The following is a 25,110-nucleotide window of genomic DNA, read 5'->3' as shown; positions in this document are numbered from 1 at the left end:
TTTGGGACGTTAAAAAACCCGCCGGATAATCGACTGCTCTTTACCTGCGCTCCGCCGCCCAAAGCGCGGCATAGCGGTAAGCCCGCCGTTTCGTTTCTTGTGCGGAGACTCACCGCCATGAAGGATTTCCCAAAAACGCTTGCCCTGCTCGCTGGCCCGCTGGCTTTCGTGCTGGTCCGCATGTTCTACCACCCGGCCGATCTGAGCGCGGAGGCGAACGCGGTGCTGGCCTGCACCATGTGGGTGGCCATCTGGTGGATCTTCGAGGTCATCCCGATCAGCGCGACGGCCTTACTTCCCCTCGTACTTTTTCCCCTCACGGGCGCCGGAGGCCTGGAAGAAACGGCCTCGGCCTACGGACACAAATACGTTTTCCTCTACCTCGGCGGCTTCATCCTGGCCATCGGCATCGAGCGGTGGAACCTGCACCGACGCATCGCGCTCAATATCATCAATCTCTCCGGGACCAGCATCTCCCGCATCATCCTGGGCTTCATGCTGGCTACGGCGCTGCTGTCCATGTGGATCTCCAATACGGCTACCTCGGTGATGATGCTTCCGATCGGCCTGGCCATCGTGACCCAGCTGCGCGACAACCCCGCGACGGAGGAAGACGAGAACCAGCGCTTCGGGAAGAGCCTGATGCTGGCCATCGCTTATTCCGCCTCCATCGGCGGCATCGCTTCCCTGATCGGCACGCCCCCCAATTTGGTACTGGCCGGGGTGGTCGAGGAAACCTTCGGCGTGGAGATCACCTTCGCGCAGTGGCTGAAATTCGGGGTACCGGTATCCGCTACCTTGCTCTTCATCTGCTGGTTCTACCTGACGCGCATCGCTTTCCCATTTAAGCGCGGCGATTTCCCCGGTGGTCGGGAAGAGGTACGGCGCTTGCTGCGGGAGCTTGGCCCGGTACGCTACGAGGAACGGATCGTGCTGGTGGTCTTCGTCACCACCGCGCTCCTTTGGATCCTCCGTTCCCTTATCCTTACCCGCTTCCTGCCCGCGCTGGACGATACGATCATCGCCATTGCCGCCGGCCTCGTGCTCTTTCTACTTCCCACCAAGAATCGCGAGCGGATGCTGATCACCTGGGAAGAAGCGGTGCAACTTCCCTGGGGGATTATTCTGCTGTTCGGCGGCGGACTCGCCCTGGCCTCCGGCTTCGAGACCAGCGGCCTCGCCGCCTGGATCGCCGGCCGCCTCGCCCTGCTGGACGGGATGAGCCTTTTCGTCCTCCTGCTCATCATCGTGGCCAGCGTGAACTTCCTCACGGAAATCACCTCGAACCTGGCCACTACCGCGATGCTGCTGCCCGTCCTAGCGCCAATGGCCCTGACGCTGAACGTGCACCCGTATATACTTCTGGTCGGGGCCACGGTCGCCGCCTCCTGCGCGTTCATGCTCCCGGTCGCCACCCCACCGAACGCCGTAGTTTTCGGCTCGGGCTACCTGCGCATTCCCGACATGGTCCGCCGCGGTATCTGGATGAACGTGGCCTCGATCGTGGTCATCCTGCTCTTCGTATACTTCCTCCTGCCCTGGCTGTGGGGCTTCGATCCGTTCACCTTCCCGGTACGGCTGGAGGATGCGCTTTAGGGGGTAGTGGGTAGGGAATAGGATATAGGATATAGCAGGTAGATCGTAGGCAACCTGGCGCCACCCTTTCCCCTATAACCTATCCCCTATCCCCTAAAACCTACCCCCGATCCTTAGGCACCTCCCCAGCCGCTACCTCCTGCCGCCGGAAGTAATCCAGCACCTTCTTGGCCGTGCTCAGGTTGGTGACCTCCGCAATCTCGCTGGCCAGGGCGTTCTTGACCTTTTTGGTGCTTCCGAAGTGGCTGATGAGTTTTTGGACGGTCTTCTCCCCCACTCCGGGTATGTTCGTCAGCTCGGTCTGGATCATGCCCTTGCTGCGCTTGTTGCGGTGGTGGCGCAGACTGAAGCGGTGGGCCTCGTCGCGCGCCTGCTGAATGATGCGGAGCGACTCGGATTTTTTGTTGATGTGGAGGGGCACCGGGTCGTCCGGGAAGTAGATCTCCTCGAGGCGTTTGGCGATGCCGACCACCGTCATCTTCCCACGCAGCCCGAGCAGGTCGATGCTCTCCATGGCGTGGCTCAGCTGGCCCTTGCCGCCGTCGATAATAACTAACTGCGGCAGCGGCTCTCCCTCATCCATTAGGCGGCGGTAGCGCCGGTGGACGACCTCCTTCATGCTCGCGAAGTCGTCCGGGCCCACCACCGTCTTGATGTTATAGTGGCGGTAGTCCTTCTTGCTCGGCTTTGCATTTTTAAAGACCACGCAGGCGCTGGCGGGATTGCTCCCCTGAATATTCGAGTTATCGAAACATTCGATGTGCATCGGCAACTCGTCCATCTGTAGATCGCTCTGCATTTGCTTCAAAATGCGCTCGGCGGGCGTCTGCCGGTTGGCGTGGCTGATGCGAGCCTTCTTTCGCTGTAGGAGCATGTACTTGGCGTTCTTCTCGCTTAGTTCGAGCAGTTTTTTCTTGTCGCCGATTTTCGGGACGGTCACGGTGGCTTCAATACCACTCAAATCCAGCTCGTGGGCCAGGATGATCTCCGGCGCGATGCTGTTGAAGCGCTCCCGCAGCTCGGGGATGGCGTAGCTGAGCAGACTTTCCTCGTCGTCGTCCAGGTTCATCTCGATCTCCTGGGTGTGGGTGTGGATGACGGCCCCGTTAACGATCTTGATGTAGTTGAGGTAGGCCTCTTTTTCGTCCATGGCCAGCCCGAAGACGTCCAGGTCGCGGATGCTGGTGCTGACGATGGTCGACTTACTCTGGTACTTTTCGAAGGCCTTCAGTTTATCGGCGATCTGCTGCGCCCGCTCGAACTCGAGATTCTCGGCCAGTTCTTCCATCTCCGCCTGGAAGTGCCGCTTCACCTCCGCGAAGTTGCCCTTCAGGATATTCTTGACCTGCTCGATCTTCTCGTTGTAGGACTCCTCGCTTTCTTCGCCGACGCAGGGGCCTTCGCAATTCTTGATGTGGTATTCCAGGCACACCTTGAACTTCCCCTCGGCAATGTTCTCCGGGCTCAGATTCAGGTTGCAGGTGCGCAGGGGGAAGAGCGTTTTGACCAGGTCCAAGATGATCTTCAGCCGCCCCTTGCTGGTGTACGGACCGAAGTAATAGCTCCCGTCTCGCCGCACCTGCCGGGTGATGAAGACGCGTGGAAAACGCTCGTTCTTGATGCAGATGTAGCTGTAGTTCTTATCGTCCTTCAGGTTGACGTTATACCGCGGTTGGTGCGTCTTGATCAGCGCGTTTTCCAGTAGCAGGGCATCGGCCTCGGTTTCCACGATGGTGAACTCCAGACGGGCGGCGTTCTTCACCATCACCCGGGTCCGATTGAGGCGGTCTTTACGGTCTCCGAAGTAGCTGGCCACCCGATTGCGCAAAATCTTGGCTTTCCCCACGTACAGAATGCGGTCTTCGGCGTCGATGAAGCGGTACACGCCCGGCTGGCGCGGTACGGTGTCGGCGATACGCTTGAAATCTTCCGTCTTCATGCTGCAATAACGGCTTGCCCGGCAAAACGTTTTTGCGGCGGAGCGCAGGATAAAAGAGGCCGCCAAAAATCAGATTAGCGATCACAAGATATGTTCCTTTATCTGGCTTGATTACTGGGTGTATCGCTCCTCTCTCAAAGCTTAGCGCTCACAAAGTACGTCCCAAATTACACCTGCTTTATCATCCCCAGATATGGGTTAGCACCCTTTGTGTTCTACTTTTCCGCCATAGCGAGTTCGCCCCACCCCCGCGAACAATTTTAGTCTTCGTAACCCCTAATCACTTGCCAGTCATGAAACTTCGAACAACACCCAGCAGTCTGCTGGTTCCCCTCTTCCTATTGCTCTCGGCGGTGAGCCACGCGCAGTTTACCGCATCCGGTCTGATCACGGACAATGAAGGCACCTCCGTAATAGGTGCCAGCATTTTAATCGAGGGTACCTCCACCGGTACCGTGACCGACATTGACGGCCTGTTTACACTGGACATCCCACGCAACCAGGCGACGCTCATCGTCTCCTACACCGGCTTCGGTTCACAGACTTTCGATATTACATCACAAAATCCCTACCTGGAAATCGAATTATCGCCTTCCGCCGAATTGCTGCAGGAGGTGGTCGTAGTGGATAACGGATACGGCAGTCAGGACCTCAGTACCTTTTCCGGCGCCGCCACTAAAGTGCTTCCCGAAAACTTCGCAAACGTACCCCGGACCAACTTCCAGGAGAGTCTGGCGGGCAACGTAGCCGGTCTTCAGGTATCCCAGGGTAGCGGTCAGCCCGGTGCCTTCCAGTCCGTACAGATTCGCGGTCTCGGATCGATCAACGCGAGTTCCAGCCCGCTGTACGTCATCGATGGTATCCCCGTCTTTACCGGCAACGTCGGCAATGAAAGTACGACGAGCACTCCCCTGGCCGGTCTGAATCCGCAGGACATCGAAGACATTCAGGTACTGAAGGATGCCTCGGCTACCGCGATCTACGGATCTCGTGGGGCGAACGGCGTCATCGTCATCACGACCAAAAAAGGTAAAGCCGGCGCCACCCGCGTGGACGTAAACGTCCAGTCCGGATTCTCGAACGTCTCCCTCGCCGACAAAATCCGCCCCCTGAATTCATCGGAATACCTCGAGCTGATTCGCGAAGGCCTCATCAACGCCGGCGATGCGGCCGATGTAGCCGAGGCGAACGAAATCATTGCCGACCGCATAGACGACCCATCCGTCGATACGGACTGGTTTGACGCGATCACCCAGCAGGGCAGTTTCACTAACGCCAACGTATCGGCCAGTGGCGGGACCGACCAGTCGCGCTATTTCCTGAGTGCCGGCTACCAGAACAACGACGGTACCATCATCGGTACCGGTTTCGAACGCTACAGCTCGCGCCTTAACCTCACCTCGGATATGACCGACTGGTTCCAACTGAACCTGAATACCAGCCTGTCCTACACCGATCAGCGTACGGTTGCCGACGCTGGCGCCTTCGCGAACCCCGTACGTTCCATTTTCCGCTTCGTGCCCGTCGAACCGGTATACGAAGAAGATGGGTCCTATAACATCGGCATTAACTCGGGCTACAACCCCGTCGGGGAGAGCACACTCAACAAGCGAAAGTCAAACATCCTCAACCTGCTCGGATCAATCAGCGCCGTGGTCGACCTTCCCTTCATCGATGGACTGACCTACGAGCCGTTTTTCAGCTACAACTCCATCCGGGGCAGCGACGAAACTTTCTTCATTCCGGATTTCGGCACCGGTGCATCGAGTAACGGATACGCCGAATCGGACCACGACATGCGCAACAACTGGATGGCGCGGAACATGCTGAAGTACCGTCAACGATTCAACGACGCCCACGGCATCGATCTGACCCTGGGGATGGAAGCGCAACAATTCGATCGCGACTTCACCCAAGCCACCAGTGAAAACTTCGCTTTCCCCAGCCTGACAACGCTGGATAACGGTTCCAATCCGGTAGGCGCCGGTCAGTCGAAGACCACCAACAGCCTGGTGGGCTATTTCTTCATGGGCAACTACAACTACAAAGGACTGGTCTACGCCAACGGGACCTACCGCCGCGACGGATCCTCCCGTTTCGGGGCGGACAACCGCTACGCCAACTTTTATTCGTTCGGCGTGGGCATTAACCTCGAACGCTTTGATTTCCTGGCCGGGAACCGGATTATCAATCAACTGCGGCTGCGCAGCAGCTACGGACAAAACGGCAACCAGGCGGGCATTGGCAACTTTGCCTCCCGCGGGCTCTACGGTACGGGGGACGACTATATGGGTAACCCCGGCATCCTGCTCGATCAGCTGGCCAATTCCATGCTCACGTGGGAAGTCAACAAACCCTTTAACGTAGGGATGGACCTGGGTCTCTTCAACCGGGTCAGCCTGACGGTCGACCTGTATTCCCGCCGTACCTCGTCTTTGCTCTTCGAGCGTCCGGTATCGCGGGTGAACGGTGTTTCGGAGATCAACTCCAACATCGGCGAGCTCGAAAACCGCGGCATCGAGGTCAGCCTGGAAACCCAGAACGTTCTTAGCCCCAGCAACGGGTTTACCTGGACGACCAGTTTCAACATTACGCGCAACCGGAACGAGGTTATCGCGTTGCCGGAGGGCGACTTCGCGGACGGATCCTACTACCGGGCGGTGGGTCAACCATGGAACACCTGGTACATGCGCGGATACGCCAACGTAAACCCCGAAACCGGCGAACCCCGTTGGTACATTGACGAGACGGAAGCGGAAACGACCACCGAATACAACGACGCCGAACTGTACGAGCACGGTGCCGCCGACCCCAGTTTCTACGGCGGAATGCGTAATACCTTCAGCTTCAAGGGGGTGTCCCTGGCCGTGCAGCTGAATTACAATTGGGGCTCGCAGATCCTACACGTGTGGTCCAGCTATACCCACACCGACGGACAACGCGGATTCTCCACCACCGGAAACCTGGCCCGCTCCATCTACAATCGACGCTGGCAACAACCGGGTGACGTAACGGATACCCCCCAGTTTATTCTGGGCGACAACCGCAGTTCGCAGTCCCGGTCGACCCGCTTCCTCTACGACGGCAGTTACCTGTCGATCCGTGACGTTGTGCTGTCCTACTCCCTGCCGGCCTCGCTCCGCAACCCCCTCAAGATGGGCAACGTGCGGGTGTTCGCCCAGGCCAGCAACCTGGCCATCTTCACCAAGGACGACCGGTTGGAACGCGATCCGCGGACCGACTCCGACGGCCAGATCGACCAGGAAATTCCCATCCCGCGGACCGTCACCTTCGGCCTTGACCTTTCCTTCTAACCCCACTCCCCACTATCACATATAAGCTTTATGAAACTTTCAATTTCCGCCCTAACGCTGGGAATGGGTCTGTTCTGTTTTTCGGCCTGTTCCGACGAGTTTTTGGAGCAGACGCCCCAGCAATCGCTTTCGATCGACAACGCCGTCGAAGACCTCAATTCCCTGAACGCCGCCGTCAATGGGCTGTACAGCCGGATGCAGGGGGCCAACATCTACGGATGGGACCTTCCGCTGATCCCCGACCTTCGCGCCGATAACGCCTACATCAGCAGCAAAAACGCGGGCCGCTTTCTCGGCTTTGACGAATATGGGCTAACCGATGGCAACGGCCGGGTAGCCAGTGAATGGTCGAGCCACTACGCCGTGGTGGTCAATGCGTCCAATATCATTACCCGCGTTCCCGAAACCACCTTTCTTTCCTCCGAGCAAGACGAGGCGAACCAGTTACTGGGCGAGGCCTACGCTATCCGGGGCCTCAACTACTGGAACCTGCTTCGGCTTTTCGCCCCACCCTATTCTTCCGACGGTGGCGCGAGCGCCGGCGTTCCCTTCAATAATGAGGGCACCACGGGTGAGATCGTGACGCCCGCCCGGGAATCGGTGGCTGCCGGCTACGCCCAGGTAACCGCGGATCTGGAGGCCGCTATCGGCTTGATGACCGAAGATACCGACGGGCGCTTTTCCGTCAACGGCGCCCGCGCGCTACTGGCCAAGGTGAAATTGTACGAGGAAGACTGGACGGAAGCCGAAGCCATGGCCACCTCGGTTATTGAAAGCGGCGACTACACCCTCTACGCTTCCGCCGATGAGTGGTTCGGATCCTGGGGATCGGTATTCGGTAGTGAAGACATCTTCGCGCTGTCGTTTTCCCCTACCGATAATTCCGGGACCAACTCCATCGGCGGCATCATCGACCAGGATGGATACGGCGACGTGCTGGCCACGGAGGACCTGTTCGAGGCGTATAGCGAAACGGACTACCGCAGGCAGTTCCTTATTCGGGGCGACCGCGCCGACGGGGAGAAAGACGCCCTGTTTCCCGAAGGAAAATACCCGGAGGGTGAAACCGGGGAGGATTACGTCAAGATCCTTCGCCTTTCCGACATCTATTTGATTCGGGCGGAAGCACGTGCCGAACTTGACGATGAGTCAGGGGCAATCGCTGACTTAACCGCCGTCGCCGCAAAGCGCGATGCCGCTTTCTCCGGTGACGATCTAAGCGGTGACGATCTCATCGATGCCATCCTGGATGAGCGACGCAAGGAATTGGCCTTTGAGGGCGACCGGGTCTTCGACCTGATGCGCCGGCAACGCAGCTGGACCAAGTACCGCACGTTCGAAACCGAAGAAGTGAGTTGGAATAACCCCCAACTGATCAATCCGATTCCCCGGGCGGAACTGGACAACAACCCCAATATTACCCAGAACGACGACTATTAATCTCAGCCCCATTAACCAAATTTGTTTTTACCCGGCCGGGGGTGGCGCGTATATCGTGTCACCCCTGGTTCGTTGTAGAAGCTCGCTAGCGTTTACCACGTCCGGGCGTATTGCCGGATAGTCCGCCCGCCTCTTCTGAAAGGGCTGACAGTCCCGTCGTATTCGACCGCCTGATCTGCCGAGTGTATGATAACCAACGGTCCGGAGTTGAAAACCAGTGATTAAGTTTGCGCCCCGTAAAGGCCATACCCCTATGCTTCACATGCGTACTGCATTCCTCCTCTCTTGTCTGTTTCTTTCACTTCTGGGCTGCGGCTCCGACGCGGATGAGCCAACGGAGCAAACCGAGCCCGCTACGACGGAAGCCAGAGATACCGTACCGGAAGCGGCGAGCCAGCCGGAACCGGAAGCAGGCGATAAAATGACCGCCTGGGTAGACGGACTGTTCGTCCGCGCCGAACCGAAGCGGGGTGCGGAAATCGTCACGCAGGTCGCCGCGGGTACGCCATTGACCTATACCGGAAAAGAATCGGAGGAAGCGGAGGTACTCGTCATGCGCGGTATCGTTTTCGAAGAGCCCTGGCGCGAGGTCCGTACGGCCGACAACCTAACGGGCTGGGTGTACGGGGGAGCTATCCTGCGGAGCGGCGAGCAACGGGTCATGGGCTACCGTAGCGCGGAAAACTTCGAACTGCCTTACTTCGGGCGGTTCGACTTGCGGTCCTGGGACGCGTCACCGGTGACGGAAACCAGCGGCGGAGATGCCATCCGCACCCGGCGGGTATACAACAAGGACGGACAGCAACTGGCCATTCAGCGCACCGAGGTGGGGGAATACGGATACGAGACTAATTACATTCTAACTGATGAGACCGGTAAGGACCTGAAGACCCGTATCCTCGAATTCGCCGTGGACCCGAGCTACCGCCTGACGGAAACCGTCACCGACTATACCGTAGAGCCACCGGTTCGTTACCGGAGAAGTCAGGCCATGCCCCGGCACTACAGCCAGCTGGATGGCATACCGGAGATGGCCACCGGAGAATGGGAGGAGATCCCAATGGGTCAGTAACCTTCCTTCCGCTCTACTCTTCGCGGAGAATCAGGTAGAAGTACCGGATGATTAGCAGCACGACCACTACGATAGCCGCGAAAACGAGCCACGCGGTGGGCGTGTAACCTCCTAAAATCTGGGGAAAAGCGAGATACGGCATACGTCGGATAATGAAGTATACTAACCCGTCAGCTGGCCGGGGGGTTGCATAAGGACCTACGATGGGGAAGCGTGTTAAACTCCTTTAAAATAGGTGGCCCGACCAATCTTTTAGAGCCGGCCTCTGTCTATATCCCACATTAATGTAGTGCATTATGAAAGCTGTAATCTGCACGTTTTTCCTGCTGTTATCGTTCGCCGCTTCCGCCCAGCAATGGGCGACTGATTACGATGACGCCCTGCAAACCGCCGCCGAAGAAAATAAAGAGGTCGTACTCGTCTTCTCGGGTTCCGATTGGTGCGCGCCCTGCATCAAGCTGGACCGGGATATCTGGCAGGATGCGTCCTTTCAGGAGAAGGCCGCCGAGGAATTCGTGTTCTACCGCGCCGATTTTCCGCGCAAGAAGGAGAATCAGCTGAGTGACGAGCTCACCGAAAAGAACGCGCAGTTAGCCGAACGCTACAACCAAAGGGGTGCTTTTCCCCTGGTTGTCGTGCTTGACCCAAAGGGAGAAGTACTCGGCCAAACAGGCTACAAAAAACTAAGCCCGACGGAATACCTGGAAATTTTGGAAAGCTTCGTCCCCTGATGTTCCGCATACTGCTGATCAGCGCCTGGATAGCGACATCCGGTCTGTCCGCCCAGGCGGACAGCAGCTATCATCGCACGCTTACATTGATGGGCTGCCGGTTCGATCTGACGGTCGTGGCCGAAGACGCCGAGGCGGGCGAGCGCTACCTGGATATGGCCGTGGGGGAAATCTCCCGCATCGAAGGCCTCATTTCCAGTTGGGATCCCGCATCGCAGACTTCCGAGATTAATCGCCGGGCCGGGGAGCGGGCCGTAGTGGTCGATCCCGAGTTATACGATCTGATTCGCCGTTCTGTTGGCATCAGTACGCTAACTGACGGGGCCTTCGACATCACCTACGCTTCGATGGATAAAGTGTGGCACTTCGACGGCAGCATGACCGAGCTCCCGCCTCCGGACACCATCGCCGCATCCGTATCGCGCGTAGGGTATCGTCGCATGCAGTTTGACGATGATGCCCACAGTATCTTTTTACCCGAAGCGGGTATGAAGATCGGGTTCGGCGCCATCGGGAAAGGCTACGCCGCCGACCGGGCCCGGGCTCTATTGGAAGCGGAGGGCGTCAAGGCCGGTATCATCAACGCCTCCGGTGACCTCACCGCCTGGGGGAAGCAACCCGACGGAAAAGACTGGTTGGTGGCGATCACCAACCCCCTCAATAAAGCGAAAGCCTTCGCCTGGCTACCGGTCGACAACCGGGCCGTAGTGACTTCGGGCGACTACGAAAAATTCGTAACCTTTAATGGTATACGGTATGCGCATATCATCGATCCACGGACGGGTTACCCCGCTACCGGCATCGTCAGTGCGACCGTTTTCGCACCCAAGGCCGAACTGGCCGACGCCCTGGCCACCAGTATATTCGTGATGGGTCCGGAAATTGGCATCGATTTCATCGACCAACTGCCGGGCGTTGACGTTATCATCGTCGACGCGGGAAATCAGGTACATTCCTCGTCGGGCATTGACCTCCAAAACTTCACCCAGCATGATTAAAATTCTGATCGCCCTGGTCTGCGCGGCCTGTCTCTCGTCCTGCGTTGCCGTCAAAGGATATGAGATGGTGCAATTGAACGACCCGGACATGGCCCTCTCCCCTACCGGTATCGAAGTTCAGCAAGGCAATTTTCAATCCTACCGCGAGGCGGCCTCCGGGGCCAATGGCGGTAAAACCGGTGGAGGCTGTGGGTGTAATTAATCGAAAGGGTATACCCAGTTTCCGATACACAGTAGCCCTTACCGTGGTCCTCTGCTCGGCATTCCTGTCTGCGCAGGAGGTGACCACGCCTACTTCGGATACCTACAAGAAGCGCGTACTGGAGGCGGCCGAACTGCAAGTGTTGGCCAGCTATTACCAGCAAGACGGTAACAACGCGGCAGTCACCGGGGGTCGCGGCACGGAAGAATTGACCGACGCGCATCCGACGGTCATTCTGGCCCTACCCCTGAATGAGGACGATGTCCTCACGGCCAGCTTCGGCGTATCCGCTTATTCCTCCGCTTCCTCCAGCAACATCGATCCCTTCGATGGCGGTGGCGAACCCAATGTTTTCCAGGCATCATCCGGCGCATCGGGCAGCGATACGTGGATCAACGGGACCGTAACCTACGCCCACAGCTCGGACGACCGCAACAATGTCCTCTCCGGTACGCTCTCCTTTTCCAACGAGTACGACTACCGCTCCTTTGGGCTCGGAGGCAGCTATACCCGGTTGATGAATGAGCAGAATACGGAGCTGACCGTCCACGGCAGCGCCTACCTCGACAACTGGAAACTGATTTACCCCATCGAGTTACGTGGCCGAGACGATCTCCTCGACGAAACCGGTCGGAATAGCTACAACCTCGGCGTCAACTTCAGCCAGCTTTTGAGTCGCCGGGCCCAGGCCGTGTTTTCCATGGACCTGGTCCGCCAGGAAGGACTGTTATCCACCCCGTTCCAGCGGGTATATTTCGCGGATATCGCGGAAATTGCCGTGGGGGATGGTGATTTTTTCCTCGCCGAAGACATCGAGCGGCTTCCCTCCACACGCAATAAACTGGCCCTCGGAGGACGACTTCATTATTACCTGAATCAACGCTTCGTAGTCCGGAGTTTTTATCGCTACTACACGGATGACTGGTCCGTGGGCTCCCATACCCTGAACGTTGAGCTTCCCATAAAATTCGGGAGCTACTTCAGCATCATTCCTGGATACCGGTACTACACTCAGACAGCCGCGGAATACTTCGCCGGCTTCGACGAACACCTCTCGACCGAGACCTTTTACACTTCCGATTACGACCTTTCGAATTTCCAGGCTAACCAGTTCAGTCTCGGGGTCAGTTACCTCGATATCCTCACCGACCGTAGCCTGTTCGGGTGGGGGCTGAAAAGCGTCGACCTGAACTTCAGTCTGTACCGTCGGGATAATGGTTTCCAGGCGAGCCAGGTTGCCCTCGGGCTCAAAGTAGTGCATCAATAGCGGCCGTCGGCTTAGCTTTGTTCCGCCACAACAGCCAGCCATGAGCGTACACTTCGAACACTTTGCCCTCAACGTCCCTGACCCGCGCGATCTTGCCGACTGGTACGTCAGCCACCTCGGGGCGCAGATCCTCAGTCAGGCCGATGCTCCAAAGTTCACCACCTTCCTTGCTGACACCACGGGCCGTACCTTCCTGGAAGTCTATTACAATGAAGCCGCTCCGGTCGATAGCTTCGCGGAGCGAAAACCGCTCACCTTTCACTTCGCGTTTCAAACCGGCAATGCCGCCGACTTACGGGACCAACTGCTGAAGCAGGGCGCCACGCTAGTTGAAGAACAGCAACCGGAGACCGGGACTCACCTGGTCATGCTTCGCGATCCGTGGGGGATTCCGCTGCAACTTTGTCAGCGCAGCAAGCCCTATCCTACGAAGTCACGCTGAGCCGCTGGGCCAATTTCGCGAATCCCTGCTTGCGGGCATGATCGGCAGCGGTCATCCCTTGCTTATCCTGAATGGACAAGTCCGCTCCGGATTCCAGGAGCAGATCGGCCATCGTCGGCCGGTTGAAGGTGGCCGCGAAGATTAACGGCGTCATTCCCATGGGATTCGTCGCATTGACGTCCGCGCCCTGATCCACCAGGTAGCGAGCGATGGGCAGGTACGCTTTAAAACTGACCCCCATCAAAGGGGTGTTGCCGGCACCGTCCCGGGCGTCCACCTCGGCGCCGCTCTCCACCAGGGCCCTGGCCACCTCATCCTGTTCCAGGTAGGCGGCAAGCAAAAGAGGGGTCGAGCCACGGGCATCCGTGACCTTCAATAGAGCGGGGTCTTCCTGTAAAAGGGAGCGAACCGTCGAGGCATTGCCTTCCCGAATAGCCTGAAAGAGTTGGTCGGTTGACGTCATGTCAGAACGAGATTTATGATCTTGATAAAAGTGCATTCGGCACGGCCGGCTTGGGGCGGCGGTGCGCAGGTAATATGTCCGTTGAAACGGAGGTGACGGGCCGAGGTTTCGATTGACTTTATTAATTAATTTTGGATTTGATTTACCTTAGCTATCGAATCGAGGCAAGCCCATGACTTTGCAACAACTCCGCTACGTGATCGCGCTCGACGAGCAGCGGCATTTTGGCAAGGCCGCCCGGGCCTGCTTCGTTGCCCAACCCACGCTCACCCTACAGATCAAGAAACTGGAGGATGAGTTGGGCGTAGTGCTCTTCGACCGGAGTACCAACCCCATTCAGCCGACCCTGGTCGGGCACCGCATCGTGGCCCACGCCCGGGTGGTCCTGGAGGAGGTCAATAACCTGGAAATGGTAGTAGCCAGTCACAGCGACAGTATGGAAGGCATCTTTTCAGTAGGGGTCATTCCGACCCTCTCCCCCTACCTCCTGCCGCGCTTCATTCAGGCCTTTTCCACCCAGTTCCCGGATACCCAGCTTCGGTTCCGGGAGATGCAGTCCGAAGCCATCATTGAAGAGATTCGCCGGGGCGACCTGGACATTGGCTTACTGGTCACGCCCCTGGAAGAGCGACAACTGCGCGAGATTCCCCTCTTCTACGAGCCATTCCTTATTTATGCCGCCGCGGGGGAAGCCATCCTGAACCAGTCACCCTTACGACCGGACCACGTCAACCGCAAAGATCTGTGGATTCTTCAGGAGGGCCACTGCTTTCGCAATCAGGTTCTGAATCTTTGCGGGGAAAGCCCGGTACCCTCCAGCGGTAACTTCCACTTCGAGGCGGGTACGGTAGAAACCCTGAAAAATTTGGTCCGCCAGAATATCGGTTACACCATTATCCCCGAGCTATCGGTTAATCCACACACCGACGCGGACTTCACCCGGCGCTTCGCCGATCCACAGCCCAGTCGGGAGGTTAGCTTAGTGGTCAACCGCAATATGAGCCGCGAGACCCTACTACTGGAACTGAGAAAGGCCATACTTTCCGTGGTACCGGACGACTTTCGCAAAAACGAACGGTACCGAACCCTTCCCTGGCGGAATTAAAGGGAGGTCGACTTTTTATCTTAACGGGCAATTTTCGATTGTTCAGGAGCGATATAATTGCACAGACATCTGCTCATGATCAACCAGAACCTAATGGCGCCGCCGGCGCAAGCCGTCGTTCCCAGCGGAAATCGTTTCGTGATGCGCGGCGTTCATCTCCTGCGCGCTTACGCCCAAGCCGACCGTCAGAGCGTTCGCCGCCTGGCCCGCGAATATCTCCAGGCCGCCGAGCTTCACCGCAACAGTCCTAACTACGGGAACGCCGTACACCAGGCCAACACTGTACTCGGACTTCTCGAACTGGAGAATGGAAACCTGCCCCAGGCCGAAGAGCATCTGGTTGCCTCCGCCCTTATCCCTTCTTCGCCCCAACTTGCGGGCATGGGACCGAATATGATGCTTGCCAAGCGTCTCCTCGAGCATGGCCGTATATCCCCCGTACTCGATTACCTAACCTACTGCGGCAAACTCTGGAAGCTCAGTTTCGGCCGGCTCTGGAAGTGGAAATTTGAAATACGCCGGGGCCGCACGCCAAATTTTGGCGCAAATCTGACTTACCTGCTCGATCCAAAATCTTTCGGGTAATTCGCCATTTTTTAAATTTCACCTTACAAAAGAACGTATTCTTCCGTTTTTACAGGATAATTTTACGACCGTGCAATCTCAAGGGAAATTGTGCTGTTCTAAGGGTAGTTGATTATGCCACCTAAGCCTGTATCATGGAATCTGAATTTGTTCAGCTCGGCCGCTGCCTCCTGAAAGCCTACGCGAAACGCGATTATTATTCGGTGAGTGCTATGGCGCTTGTCTACCTGGACCTGGCCGAAAATAACCGAGACAGCTGGAATTACGGAAACGCTATCCACCAGGCTAACACCCTCCTCGGTTTGGTCGAATTACAGAACGGTCGTATCGATCGGGCTACCGACTATCTCCTATCCTCCGCCAAGACCCCTGGCTCCCCGCAGCTTCATACCTTCGGCCCCAACATGTTACTGGCCGACCGGCTACTCGCATTGGGCCAGCGTCGTGCGGTCGTTAATTATCTGAAGCAATGCCGGCGGCTTTGGCGCCTCAGTTTCGGCACCCTGCTCAAGTGGCGGTGGCAAATTTTAAGGGGCTACACCCCCAACTTTGGCGCGAACCTATCCTACCTGACGGATTACAAATCCTTCTGAGACGAGATCGGCTTTATGCGTCGCTGCGGCATACATAAACGACGAATTTTTCATTCTCGGCCACTGTGTCCACTTGCCGAAACCATTTGGTCAGGTGAGTCGCGTAGTTCAGGTGCCGATTCGCTACGACGATCAGTGCCCCCCCGGGTCGCAGTTTTTCCCTGGCTTGTCGGAACAGGCCGAGGCTGACGTCTATATTATGCTCGAACCCAAAGTGAAAGGGGGGATTCGTTACGATCAGGTCCTGACTATTACCATCGATGTCATCAAGGGTGTGCGCGTAGTACACCCGTGACCGCAAGGGCTCTAGATTGATCCGGGCACTTGCGACGGCTAAAACGGAATCATCGAGGGCGGTAAGCGTGCTACCGGGGTATCGGCTCAGCAGTTGGTCGCCGATAATCCCGCTTCCACAGGCCAGGTCGCAAATGGTGGTTGGCAAAGAAACGGACGGCCAGTTATCCAAAAGAAATGCGGTGGCCATGTCAACGCCATTAGCAGCGAAAACCCCGGGAAGTTGCTCGTATTGCTTGTCTCCGTATTTAACGCGAAGGCTTTTTACCTGCGCTCCGCCGCCGTCTTTTAAATCTGCTAAGAGCAGTAGCCTGGCTTTTTTCTTGGCTTTCGTCTGACTGACTTTGCCAGCATAACGCTGTGCGATCTCGAGCAATCGCGGTGTGAAATGGCGCGTCATGAATCCGGCCGCTATCCGGGTCCCCGGCGAGGCGTGCCGGACAACGTGCTGTAGGTAGAATTCAAACAGGTCCAGCGACTTAGGGATTCGTATCAGGGCTCGGTCGATAAATTCCGGCGCTTTATCGAGCACCGTCCGGATGGGGATTTTCCGCTGTCCGGCGTTGCGGGCCAAGGCCTCCTCCTGACTGTGGAAGGTGCTGAAGAAAACCACCCCGTCAGGCACGCTGAGGGCCACGGCACCAAAGCGATCGTGGTAGACGGCGGTGGTCGTATCCGGTGCGGACACTTCGCTGGCCCATTCAATCAGCAGGTGATCCGCTGCACTGAATACGGTCAGGCTTCGGTCGGATGTCGGGGGGTAACGCTGCATACGGGCGGCTAGCTTTATTCCCGCGAGCCGGATGCCGAGCGGGAACCATCGTCGTAGGAGGAAACTACGCTCTGCCAGTCGCTGGTGGTTGTGAATTCGATAACGGCCTGGTTAAGCGGTTCGTAGAGCTGGCTGTCGTCCCGCACGGCGAAGGCGTAGGCCTCGGGGCGCGCATCCGTCGGCTGGATGTAGGCGCGGAGGTTCGGATACACCCGCGAAAGATGGTGCAGGGCCGTCGCATCGTGCACGAAAACTTCTATTTCATCCCGGTCAAGGGCAAGTAAACCCTCCTTGGCCGACTCATAGGTATTCACCTCCTGGCCGCGAGACCGCAGGTAGACGGCAGCAGGTGCATCCTGAACGACGCCGACGGATTTCTGCTGCAGGTCGCGCGGAAATTCGACCACGCTGGAGGCATCGGCGGCACTGATTATCGCCGCCGTAAGACTCGAAGTGACCGCCAGGGCCATAAGCATCCACAGCATGGCGATTACCCGTCCGGGCAGGCTTGCCGGAGCCTTATCTCCGTAGCCGATGGTGGTCATGGTGACACCGGCCCACCAAAATCCCGCACCGATACCCTGCCAGACCGTACGCTCTCCCCCAAACTGGTCGCCGTTGCTCTTTCTCTCCAGCAAGTAGACCAGGGATCCTATGATCAGCAAGAGCACGGACAGGCCGATCACGATATAGAGAAACTGCAGGGTAAATAAGCCCTTGACGATTGCCCACAGACTATTGGAGGGCGGCAGGGCGAGGCCCAGGGAAGACCGGTGATAGGTCTGCAGAAAATCCACGCTTTGCTCCGCTTCCGAGCTAATCGGTGTGGCCAGCAATACATCGATTTCCTCCCGCGCAAGGGCGGCCAGAAGACTATCCGATTTTTCATACGGCACCAGGCGGTAAACCAGCATCTCTTCACCGGCAACCTGGCGCCACAGATCCATGGCCATGCCGTTCCAGTGGCCGTTACCGTCGTCAAAAGTATAGGGTGGGAAATGCGCTACCCCCACCCGAAGGGTATCCTGAGCGGAGAGCACCGTAGAAAAGAAGATCAGTAAAAAGAGCAGTCGGTTCATCTGGGGGGCTTGCGCTATCAGATGGAATGGGATAGTGGCCGGTATGTTGACTTTAGGCTAGAGACGTTCGATAACGGACTGCCGGCGGGACCGGCTGATGGGTAACTGCTTGTCCCGTACGTACACGAAGTCCCGGTCGTATCGGGTGATCTTTTCCGGATTGACCGCGTAGCTGCGGTGCGTCTGTACGAGTGTTTGTTCCCCTACCTCGTTCAAAAGGTCGCTGAGGGTATTCCGCAGGACCAGGTTGCTGCTGTCGGCAAGGTGAACCTTAACGTATACGTGATCGGCTTCAACGTATTCGATAGCGTTAAGGGGCACGCGATGGGTGGCACGACCGTCCCGCAGGGTCACCAACCGATCGATGGTGGTACGCGACTGATGGTTGAACATGGCAACTTCGATGGTCGCAAGCAGGCTATTGAGCTGGATCGGCTTGCTCAGACAGCCGGCCGGCAGGGTGGCTTTCACCCGTTCGAGGTAGCCGCTATCCACCTGTGAGGTGAGAAAGACGAATGGGATAGATGGGCTTTGCTCCCGGAGAAAATGCGCGAAGTCAATACCGCTCTTATCCCCGGCTACCCGAATGTCCAGGAGCGCCAGGTCGGGCTGTTCCCTGTGGTAAAGGGTGCGTGCCTCTTCGTAGGATATGGCTTGGCCAACCACGGTATGCCGGTTGCGCCGTAGCTGCCGGGCCAGCGTGTCGGTAATAATGAATTCGTCTTCCAGTATTAAGATGCGATACCCTCGTGTTTTTTCGTGTTGCATAATCAAGGCGCCAAAGCAATACAGCATAACTTGAATGGGCACTTATTCTGCCCCGCTATGCCGATAATATGTTCTCAATAGCTCGGTTTTTGTTCTGAATGGGCATTTGGCTTTTCTTTTCCGATGGCGTCTGTATCGTTCCGAAGCAGATTGCCGTGACCGCCCCACCGTCGTTTTTCGTCTCAACGTATCCCCCCAACTGGCGGCTTAGCCCGGCGAGAAGATACATCCCCAAACTTCCCCCCTTTTCGGGCGATTCCGCCGAAGGATAGCCGGGGCCGTTGTCCCGATAGGTCAGCCGGTAGCCCCCCGTCGGGCAGGCATCCATACTTATGTTGATGCGTAGATTTCCGGTAGTCAGGGCATGCTTCCCGCTGTTCATCAGCAACTCGTTGACGATAATGCCCAACGGGATCAGGGTGTCCGGGCTAAAGGATACTTCCGGCAGATCAACCTCAAAGCCAAAATCTTCCGCCTCCCCGACCGTTTGCCGGTATTGCTCGCAGATGCCTTCGATATACCGCTGCAACGAATTCTGGTGTAAACTGGATTCCCGGTACAGAATATCGTGTATCGTAGCCATGCCGTGTACCCGTTTCATCAGGCTTTCCAGTTTGCCGCGATCCTTATTATCGTGCACCGTATCGGACTGTAAATCCAGTAAGCCGATAATGATCTGCAAGTTGTTCTTGATCCGGTGGTGAAGTTCCGCCCGCAGCAACTGCTGTTCCACCAGCGAGGCTTCCAGCCGATCGTTCTGATCTTGGATTTCCAAACTCTGTTCCGCCAGCAGTCGATTGGCCCCTCGAACGCGTATATAACTGACACCGAGGATTAGCAGGACAACCGCGATCAGCAGAAGAAAGCGTTGGTTCCACCGGGTTGCCCGCTCCCTTCGGTCTATTTCCGCCTGCTGCTCGGCGATCAATTGTTGCTTCTTTTCGTCACTGTACTCGGCCTCGATTTCCGCGATTCTTATGTTATTCGATTCCCGCATCTCGGCCAGCTCCACCTCGCGCCCTAATGCCAGGTAGTGATACGCCGAATCGTTGCGCCCCATTTGACTCAGGATCTCGGCCCGCCCATCGTAAATTCTGTCCAGATAGCCGAATGCTTCGCTGCGGGTATCGTGGTAGCCTGACTGGTAGCGCGTCATGGCCTGGTCGTTATAGGCCAGGGCCTGCACGTAATTTTGATCGCGGAAGCTGATCTCGCTCAGTTGAAGCGAGACGACTAGGGAGAGGATAGGGTCATCTATTTCATGCAGTCGGTCACTGGCCTGCATTAGGTGATCAAGGCTGATTTCTGGAGATTGATCGCGATGAAGTAAACTGATGACGAGGTGAGCAACCGTCTCATCGTGGGCATTATCAGACGCAATGGCATCGTCCAAAGCTTCGTGGCTGTACCGCAGCGCTGTCTCTTTCTCACCAAAGAGTCGGTGATAGGAGGCAAACCGAATGGCCAGTTTGGATTCTAATCCCGTCAGTTCGTGCTTCCTGATTATTTCCCGGGCGGCCTGCAGGTACTTTTCCGTGTGGCGGGCATCGTGCTGTTGCTCGTGGATGAGGGCGATCAACATATATGCCTCGGCCCGTATATCCGCAACCTTCGATGGCTTTGCGAGCGCGACGATTTCCAGGAGTTCCGACAGGGCTTGAGTGAACCCCCGCCCCCTTTCCCAGGCGCGGGAACGCCGTAATCTCACCCATAGACCGAAAGGACTTTCTTCCTTTCCTTGTTCCACAAGCGATTCGTATAGCCCGGTAAGCAGGTAGGCGGCACTGTCCAACTGTCCGTTCCGGAGGTGCCGTTCTGCTTCCTCAAAGACTAGAACATGGTCCTCGTCCTGATCGGAAAAGCGAATTTCATCATTGCCGATGAGCGAAGCTGGGAACGGGCTTAGCCAAACGACGAGTAAAAAAATAAGTCGATCAGCGGACACCAATTTTTCTTGTATTCATGAAAAGAGACGAAATAAGCGTACATGACGTAGAGACCCCGTAAATCACCATCTAATCTACGAAATATCACCAAAAAAAGCACCCGGAACGCGAGTTCCGGGTGAGTCATCCAAACCGGCGGAGCCGGCAGTAAAATGTTTGTTTAAAGTCTCAATTCAGTCAATCATCGTATGACGTGTTCTCAAAGTATATCTGTCCCCGAAACGCGGGAGGTGGGGTACATTTTTGCATCAGAATGGCACTCCATGGATACTACCCGAAAATGGATCTGATAGCGACATATTGAATATACGCTCGATGCGTAAGTTTATGCCGCCGCCGCGCGGGTGTGTGCTGAACGGGGCGGTGTATGTTCTGAATGGAGGAGAAAACTTCCAATGGGTACTTTGTGGCCTTCCGCAATAAGCTCGACCGACCTTGATAAACGAAGACCAAATACGCGAAGGGCTGACCGGCCTGGGCATCGGATCGCAAGACATCCATTCCTTGAAACCGCTACCGGGTGAGGTGGACCTGAACTACCACGTGGTCACAACGCAAGGCGCGGAATACGTCCTGAAGATCTGCCTGCCCGAGCAATTTGACCAGACCCCCATCCTGGATCACCTGTTCCGGAGCAACCTCCCATTTGCCGTGCCGGTCCCCGCCCGGTATTGTCGGCTATCGACGGCGGAAGGGGAACGGGTACTGCGCTTGTACACCTGGGTCCCCGGTCGCCTCATAGCAGACATCAATCCGGTGACCGCCGTCACTCTCCGCTCGTGGGGGGAAAGCGTGGGTCACCTCCATGATGCCCTGGGCGGACTGGACTACCCGGCCGTACAACGCAGCTACAAATGGGATCCGGCCGGCGCCACCAACTCCCGCGATCGGATCCGGTTCGTACGGGAGAACCGGCGGGACCTGCTGCTACACTTCTTCGATCGACTAGCGGCCCAGAACTTCGCCAATCTCCCGAGATCGGTGTGCTACAATGACGCCCACGAACATAACCTGCTGGTAGATGCAGCGGGACATATTACCGGCATCATCGATTTTGGAGATACGGTGCATACGCTCTCGGTTTGCGAATTGGCCGTAGCCTGCGCTTATGCCGGAATGCTGATGCCCGACCCACTTGGCGCCATGCGGACGGTAGTAGCGGGCTATGCAAAGTTCGTGACCGTGACGGAAGAGGAGATTGCCGCATTGTACGACCTGATTGCCGCCCGCCTGTTGCTCACCGTAACGATTGCGGCGGAGAATCACCACCTGGAGCCGAATAATGAGTACCTATCCGTCTCCGAGCAGCCCGCCTGGACCTTGCTGAAATGCTGGCGGGACACGGCACCGGCCCTCGTGACGGCTACCTTTCGCGTTGCCTGTGGTCTTCCCGCCCACCCCCTGCGGGAAGCTTTTTTCGCGTGGTCGGTTAAAGCCCGTTTCGCACCGGTTTTACGTCCCCGGTCACCCATCATTCCGCTGGACCTCAGCGTGGGAAGCACGCAGCTGGGGGGCAACGCCAATTTCTGGGAATTGCCTCGCTTCGTGACGCGGCTGCGCCGCCAGCTCGAAGATGAAGCGGCGGCAATGGCTGTCGGAGGCTATGGAGAAGTCCGGCCGATCTACACTACTGACGCCTTTCAGGGGATCGGAAATGCCGGCCCCCGGTGGCGGAGCGTACACCTGGGGCTCGACTTCTGGACCCCGGATGCGGAGGAGACCGTGTATGCTCCGCTGGCGGGAACGGTAGAAAGCTGCGGTATCGATCCTACGCCCGGTGGCTACGGCGGTACCCTGCTATTGCGTCACGAACCGGTTGCCGGATTGACTTTTTATACCCTCTACGGTCACCTCTCCTACCCGTCCATTCGCCATTTGGGCGACGGAGCGCAGGTAGAAGCAGGCCAGAAATTGGGAAGGTTAGGTGCGCCATCTGCCAATGGTGGCTGGCCGCCGCACCTGCATTTTCAGCTTATACTCGATACGCTGGGTATGGGCGTTGACTATCCGGGGGTTGCATATCCGGAAGAGCGGGATGTCTGGCTTGGCCTGTGCCCCGACCCCCGCTGCTTGCTAGCCGCAGAGCTCCCCCCGGAATCCACCCCGCCACCCTCCGGCGAGGAATTACTGGCGATTAGAAAGAATCACCTGGGCTACAGTCTCCGTGTAAGCTACCATAACCCGCTGGTTGTATTGCGGGGCTATCGCCAGTACCTCTATGACCACACCGGACGACGGTACCTGGATACCGTCAACAATGTCGCCCACGTCGGGCACGAGCACCCTGCGGTCGTCACGGCCGGTCAGCGGCAGATGGCGGTTCTGAATACCAACACGCGGTATCTCCATCCGCTGCTGGGGCAATTTACCGAGCAGCTGTTGCGGACCTTGCCGGAAAGCCTATCGGTCATACACGTGGTCAACTCAGGTAGCGAAGCCAACGAACTGGCACTGCGGATGGCGGAGGCCGTCACGGGAAACCGTCAGGTAGCCGCCTTCGAAATGGGCTATCACGGCAACACCGGCCGCACGATTGAGGTGAGCAGCTACAAATTTGACCGATCCGGCGGCCATGGCAAACCGGCATCAACTTTCCTTTATGACATCCCGCGATCCTCCGGGGAAGACTTACCCAATCTGCCACCGGGATGCTGGTCCTTTATCGGGGAGACCATTCTGAGCTGTGCGGGTCAGGTGGTCTTGCCGCCGAATTACCTTGCCTCCGTTTACCGGCAGATACGCGCCTCCGGTGGCGTGTGCATAGCCGATGAGGTGCAAACCGGAGTGGGTAGACTAGGCACGCACTGGTGGGCCTTCGAAACGCAACACGTCGTACCCGATATCGTCACCATCGGCAAACCGATTGGCAACGGGCACCCGCTCGGTGTTGTCGTCTGTACCCCGCGCGTAGCGGAAGCCTTCGCGAATGGAATGGAGTACTTCAACACCTTCGGCGGCAACCCCGTAAGCGCGGCCATTGGGTTAGCCGTACTGCAAACCGTCGAGTCAGAGGGATTACGGGAAAACGCCCGCCGGGTAGGAGATCACCTCACTCACCGCTTGCGGGACCTCGCGACCCTTCATCCGATCATCCGTGAGGTACGGGGAAGTGGTTTCTTTTTAGGAGTGGAACTGCACGACGACCAGGGTAAACGCGCCAAATACCTCAAGAATCGGATGCGCGAGCTTGGATGCTTAATGAGTACGGACGGTCCCCGGGATAATGTCATCAAAATCAAGCCGCCCATGTGCTTCGATCAGGATAACGCCGACTTACTCTGCGATTACCTGAACCAGGTCCTCGGCGAGGATGCCATGCGTCTCTAGGCCCTACCGGCGGGAAGCAGTGCCAGCTCTTCGCGTGCTACCGCGGCCGCCGCTTCGCGAGCCTGTTTCTGGAAGGCCCGTTCGATGCGCAGTAGTCCACTCCGGAGCGTGCGCTGCCCCCACGGATCTTGGGCCAGATACTGCCGCAACTCCTGGTAGCAGCTCTGAATGAGCTCCGGTGCCGTCCAGGTATTGATATATATGCGTTGATCGCTCCCCGCGGCCTGTAGCGTATTAAAGGGAGGGATCGTGGCAAGGTGCTCGAATAACTGGACGAGGTAATGCATCGCCGTCAGTGAAGTAGCCTGATCGTTTAGCGCCGGGCTGGCCGCCTTGATCGCGACCTCGACCAGATGCCGAAAACCCGTGGCGTAGACATCGTACGGCTCGTTCTCCGATATTTCGTACAGCTTATCGTAGTCATCCCGATCGCCGCCTTTATCCTCCAAACAAGTGAATATGGGGTCGCCGACATAGATAAAGCCACCCAGACGCGCTGACACTCCCGATATCTCCCTTTGCTTCAACAGCTGCTTCGTGTTGACGCTATTCAGGTACCCGCAACGCTTGGAGCGGATGATTCGGCCGGTCTGGGGCTGCTTTTCCTTGTCTGTCCAGGATAGACTTACCCGCTGACTCTCCGTTTGTTCCAGGAGGTATTTCGTGTGGCAATAGGATTTATAGAGCAGTACATTGACGTGGATACTGCGCGAAACCCGGTGAATGAAGTATATGAACAGGATCAGGCTGCTGACGGCGAACAGTCCGGCGCTCGCCACGGCTAAGGGCGGGGGCTGAAGTACATCAGGGGGTTCCGCAACGCCCAGCAGTAAGATCGTACTGTGGGCGATCGTTCCCGCCCCGACTCCCAGGATTTCCTGGTGGTAACGCTCGGATAATATCAGGGGAAGTAGGCGCGGTGAATAAGAGCTGATCGAGCGATCGATCACGTTCATGACCATCGTGTAGGCGAAGATGGTCAGTGTAAACACACCGGTTATGACCGCTGCCAGTGTTGTGCGAATCGTGTCCAGGTCATCAATATTCAGCCGTTGGAAATAGCCGGAGAGATCGTAGCCATCCGCAGCTATCCATAACTGGATAAACGCGATAATTACAAACAGCAGAAAGATGACCGCCGGCAGGCTGGCAATGGATCTGAGCAAGGACCGTCCTC

At 57.2% G+C, this 25,110-nt stretch carries 21 protein-coding genes; 13 read left to right on the top strand and 8 right to left on the bottom strand.

Translation table 11 applies throughout. The annotated features are described in order from the left end of the window. Positions 1 to 117 precede the first annotated feature (117 nt). On the top strand, positions 118 to 1,596 hold the full coding sequence (locus DRW39_RS01885) for an SLC13 family permease (protein WP_116105285.1): 1,479 nt from the start codon (positions 118 to 120) through the stop codon (positions 1,594 to 1,596). 100 nt (positions 1,597 to 1,696) lie between these two features. Here DRW39_RS01885 and uvrC read toward each other — a convergent pair whose 3' ends face one another. Next, complete coding sequence (gene uvrC / locus DRW39_RS01880) at positions 1,697 to 3,535, bottom strand: excinuclease ABC subunit UvrC (protein WP_116105284.1); 1,839 nt, start codon at positions 3,533 to 3,535, stop codon at positions 1,697 to 1,699. A 293-nt stretch (positions 3,536 to 3,828) separates the two neighbouring features. Between uvrC and DRW39_RS01875 the strand changes: the two genes are divergently transcribed. The 3 genes from DRW39_RS01875 (at position 3,829) to DRW39_RS01865 (ending at position 9,361) form a co-directional block, all read left to right on the top strand. Next, on the top strand, positions 3,829 to 6,849 hold the full coding sequence (locus DRW39_RS01875) for a SusC/RagA family TonB-linked outer membrane protein (protein ID WP_116105283.1): 3,021 nt from the start codon (positions 3,829 to 3,831) through the stop codon (positions 6,847 to 6,849). 30 nt (positions 6,850 to 6,879) lie between these two features. Then, positions 6,880 to 8,289 carry a RagB/SusD family nutrient uptake outer membrane protein gene (locus DRW39_RS01870; protein WP_116105282.1) on the top strand — a complete coding sequence of 470 codons (1,410 nt, stop codon included), beginning with the start codon at positions 6,880 to 6,882 and terminating at the stop codon, positions 8,287 to 8,289. Positions 8,290 to 8,551: 262 nt separating this feature from the next. After that, a complete protein-coding gene (locus DRW39_RS01865) occupies positions 8,552 to 9,361 on the top strand; it encodes an SH3 domain-containing protein (RefSeq protein WP_157975861.1) in 810 nt (269 codons plus the stop codon). Between the two features lie 13 nt (positions 9,362 to 9,374). On the opposite strand, the gene DRW39_RS22770 is transcribed toward DRW39_RS01865, so the two are convergent. Further along, complete coding sequence (locus DRW39_RS22770) at positions 9,375 to 9,503, bottom strand: hypothetical protein (protein ID WP_255419225.1); 129 nt, start codon at positions 9,501 to 9,503, stop codon at positions 9,375 to 9,377. Between the two features lie 154 nt (positions 9,504 to 9,657). Between DRW39_RS22770 and DRW39_RS01860 the strand changes: the two genes are divergently transcribed. Genes DRW39_RS01860 through DRW39_RS01840 form a run of 5 tightly spaced genes read left to right on the top strand, consistent with a single transcriptional unit; the run spans position 9,658 to position 13,001 of the window. Then, positions 9,658 to 10,092, top strand: coding sequence for a thioredoxin family protein (locus DRW39_RS01860; protein WP_116105280.1), 435 nt, complete (start codon positions 9,658 to 9,660; stop codon positions 10,090 to 10,092). Next, on the top strand, positions 10,092 to 11,090 hold the full coding sequence (locus DRW39_RS01855) for an FAD:protein FMN transferase (protein WP_116105279.1): 999 nt from the start codon (positions 10,092 to 10,094) through the stop codon (positions 11,088 to 11,090). The genes DRW39_RS01860 and DRW39_RS01855 overlap by 1 nt, the downstream gene beginning before the upstream one ends. Continuing rightward, positions 11,083 to 11,292 carry a DUF4266 domain-containing protein gene (locus DRW39_RS01850; RefSeq protein WP_116105278.1) on the top strand — a complete coding sequence of 70 codons (210 nt, stop codon included), beginning with the start codon at positions 11,083 to 11,085 and terminating at the stop codon, positions 11,290 to 11,292. Before DRW39_RS01855 ends, DRW39_RS01850 begins: the two co-directional genes overlap by 8 nt. A gap of 43 nt (positions 11,293 to 11,335) precedes the next feature. Continuing rightward, positions 11,336 to 12,559, top strand: coding sequence for a DUF3570 domain-containing protein (locus tag DRW39_RS01845; RefSeq protein ID WP_232830037.1), 1,224 nt, complete (start codon positions 11,336 to 11,338; stop codon positions 12,557 to 12,559). Between the two features lie 40 nt (positions 12,560 to 12,599). Beyond that, complete coding sequence (locus DRW39_RS01840) at positions 12,600 to 13,001, top strand: VOC family protein (RefSeq protein WP_116105276.1); 402 nt, start codon at positions 12,600 to 12,602, stop codon at positions 12,999 to 13,001. On the opposite strand, the gene DRW39_RS01835 is transcribed toward DRW39_RS01840, so the two are convergent. Next, positions 12,985 to 13,464, bottom strand: a complete 480-nt coding sequence (locus tag DRW39_RS01835) for an ankyrin repeat domain-containing protein (RefSeq protein ID WP_116105275.1) — start codon at positions 13,462 to 13,464, stop codon at positions 12,985 to 12,987. The genes DRW39_RS01840 and DRW39_RS01835 overlap by 17 nt on opposite strands. 172 nt (positions 13,465 to 13,636) lie before the next feature. Between DRW39_RS01835 and DRW39_RS01830 the strand changes: the two genes are divergently transcribed. The 3 genes from DRW39_RS01830 to DRW39_RS01820 all read left to right on the top strand — a co-directional run bounded on the left by DRW39_RS01830 (position 13,637) and on the right by DRW39_RS01820 (position 15,747). Further along, complete coding sequence (locus DRW39_RS01830) at positions 13,637 to 14,569, top strand: hydrogen peroxide-inducible genes activator (protein WP_116105274.1); 933 nt, start codon at positions 13,637 to 13,639, stop codon at positions 14,567 to 14,569. Positions 14,570 to 14,644: 75 nt separating this feature from the next. Further along, positions 14,645 to 15,154 carry a hypothetical protein gene (locus DRW39_RS01825; RefSeq protein ID WP_116105273.1) on the top strand — a complete coding sequence of 170 codons (510 nt, stop codon included), beginning with the start codon at positions 14,645 to 14,647 and terminating at the stop codon, positions 15,152 to 15,154. A gap of 134 nt (positions 15,155 to 15,288) precedes the next feature. Further along, complete coding sequence (locus DRW39_RS01820; RefSeq protein ID WP_116105272.1) at positions 15,289 to 15,747, top strand: hypothetical protein; 459 nt, start codon at positions 15,289 to 15,291, stop codon at positions 15,745 to 15,747. A 13-nt stretch (positions 15,748 to 15,760) separates the two neighbouring features. Here DRW39_RS01820 and DRW39_RS01815 read toward each other — a convergent pair whose 3' ends face one another. Genes DRW39_RS01815 through DRW39_RS01800 form a run of 4 tightly spaced genes read right to left on the bottom strand, consistent with a single transcriptional unit; the run spans position 15,761 to position 20,605 of the window. Then, the gene (locus DRW39_RS01815; RefSeq protein ID WP_116105271.1) at positions 15,761 to 16,813 is read right to left on the bottom strand and encodes a class I SAM-dependent methyltransferase; all 1,053 of its coding nucleotides are present in this window, start codon (positions 16,811 to 16,813) and stop codon (positions 15,761 to 15,763) included. Positions 16,814 to 16,827: 14 nt separating this feature from the next. Then, positions 16,828 to 17,892: a transporter substrate-binding domain-containing protein gene (locus DRW39_RS01810; RefSeq protein ID WP_116105270.1), complete on the bottom strand. Its 1,065-nt coding sequence runs from the start codon at positions 17,890 to 17,892 to the stop codon at positions 16,828 to 16,830. A gap of 57 nt (positions 17,893 to 17,949) precedes the next feature. Next, complete coding sequence (locus DRW39_RS01805) at positions 17,950 to 18,660, bottom strand: LytR/AlgR family response regulator transcription factor (RefSeq protein WP_198664752.1); 711 nt, start codon at positions 18,658 to 18,660, stop codon at positions 17,950 to 17,952. A 55-nt stretch (positions 18,661 to 18,715) separates the two neighbouring features. After that, complete coding sequence (locus DRW39_RS01800) at positions 18,716 to 20,605, bottom strand: sensor histidine kinase (protein WP_157975859.1); 1,890 nt, start codon at positions 20,603 to 20,605, stop codon at positions 18,716 to 18,718. Between the two features lie 436 nt (positions 20,606 to 21,041). Here DRW39_RS01800 and DRW39_RS01795 point away from each other — a divergent pair, with 436 nt between their 5' ends. Further along, entirely contained in the window at positions 21,042 to 23,933 is a 2,892-nt protein-coding gene (locus DRW39_RS01795; protein ID WP_116105267.1) for an aminotransferase class III-fold pyridoxal phosphate-dependent enzyme, read from the top strand. On the opposite strand, the gene DRW39_RS01790 is transcribed toward DRW39_RS01795, so the two are convergent. Then, on the bottom strand, positions 23,930 to 25,099 hold the full coding sequence (locus DRW39_RS01790; protein ID WP_157975858.1) for a DUF2254 family protein: 1,170 nt from the start codon (positions 25,097 to 25,099) through the stop codon (positions 23,930 to 23,932). The genes DRW39_RS01795 and DRW39_RS01790 overlap by 4 nt on opposite strands. Positions 25,100 to 25,110: the final 11 nt, after the last annotated feature.

The sequence above is a fragment of the Lewinella sp. IMCC34191 genome, from assembly GCF_003390935.1.
Classification (GTDB): domain Bacteria; phylum Bacteroidota; class Bacteroidia; order Chitinophagales; family Saprospiraceae; genus Neolewinella.
This window is presented reverse-complemented; position numbering and strand designations above follow the sequence as displayed.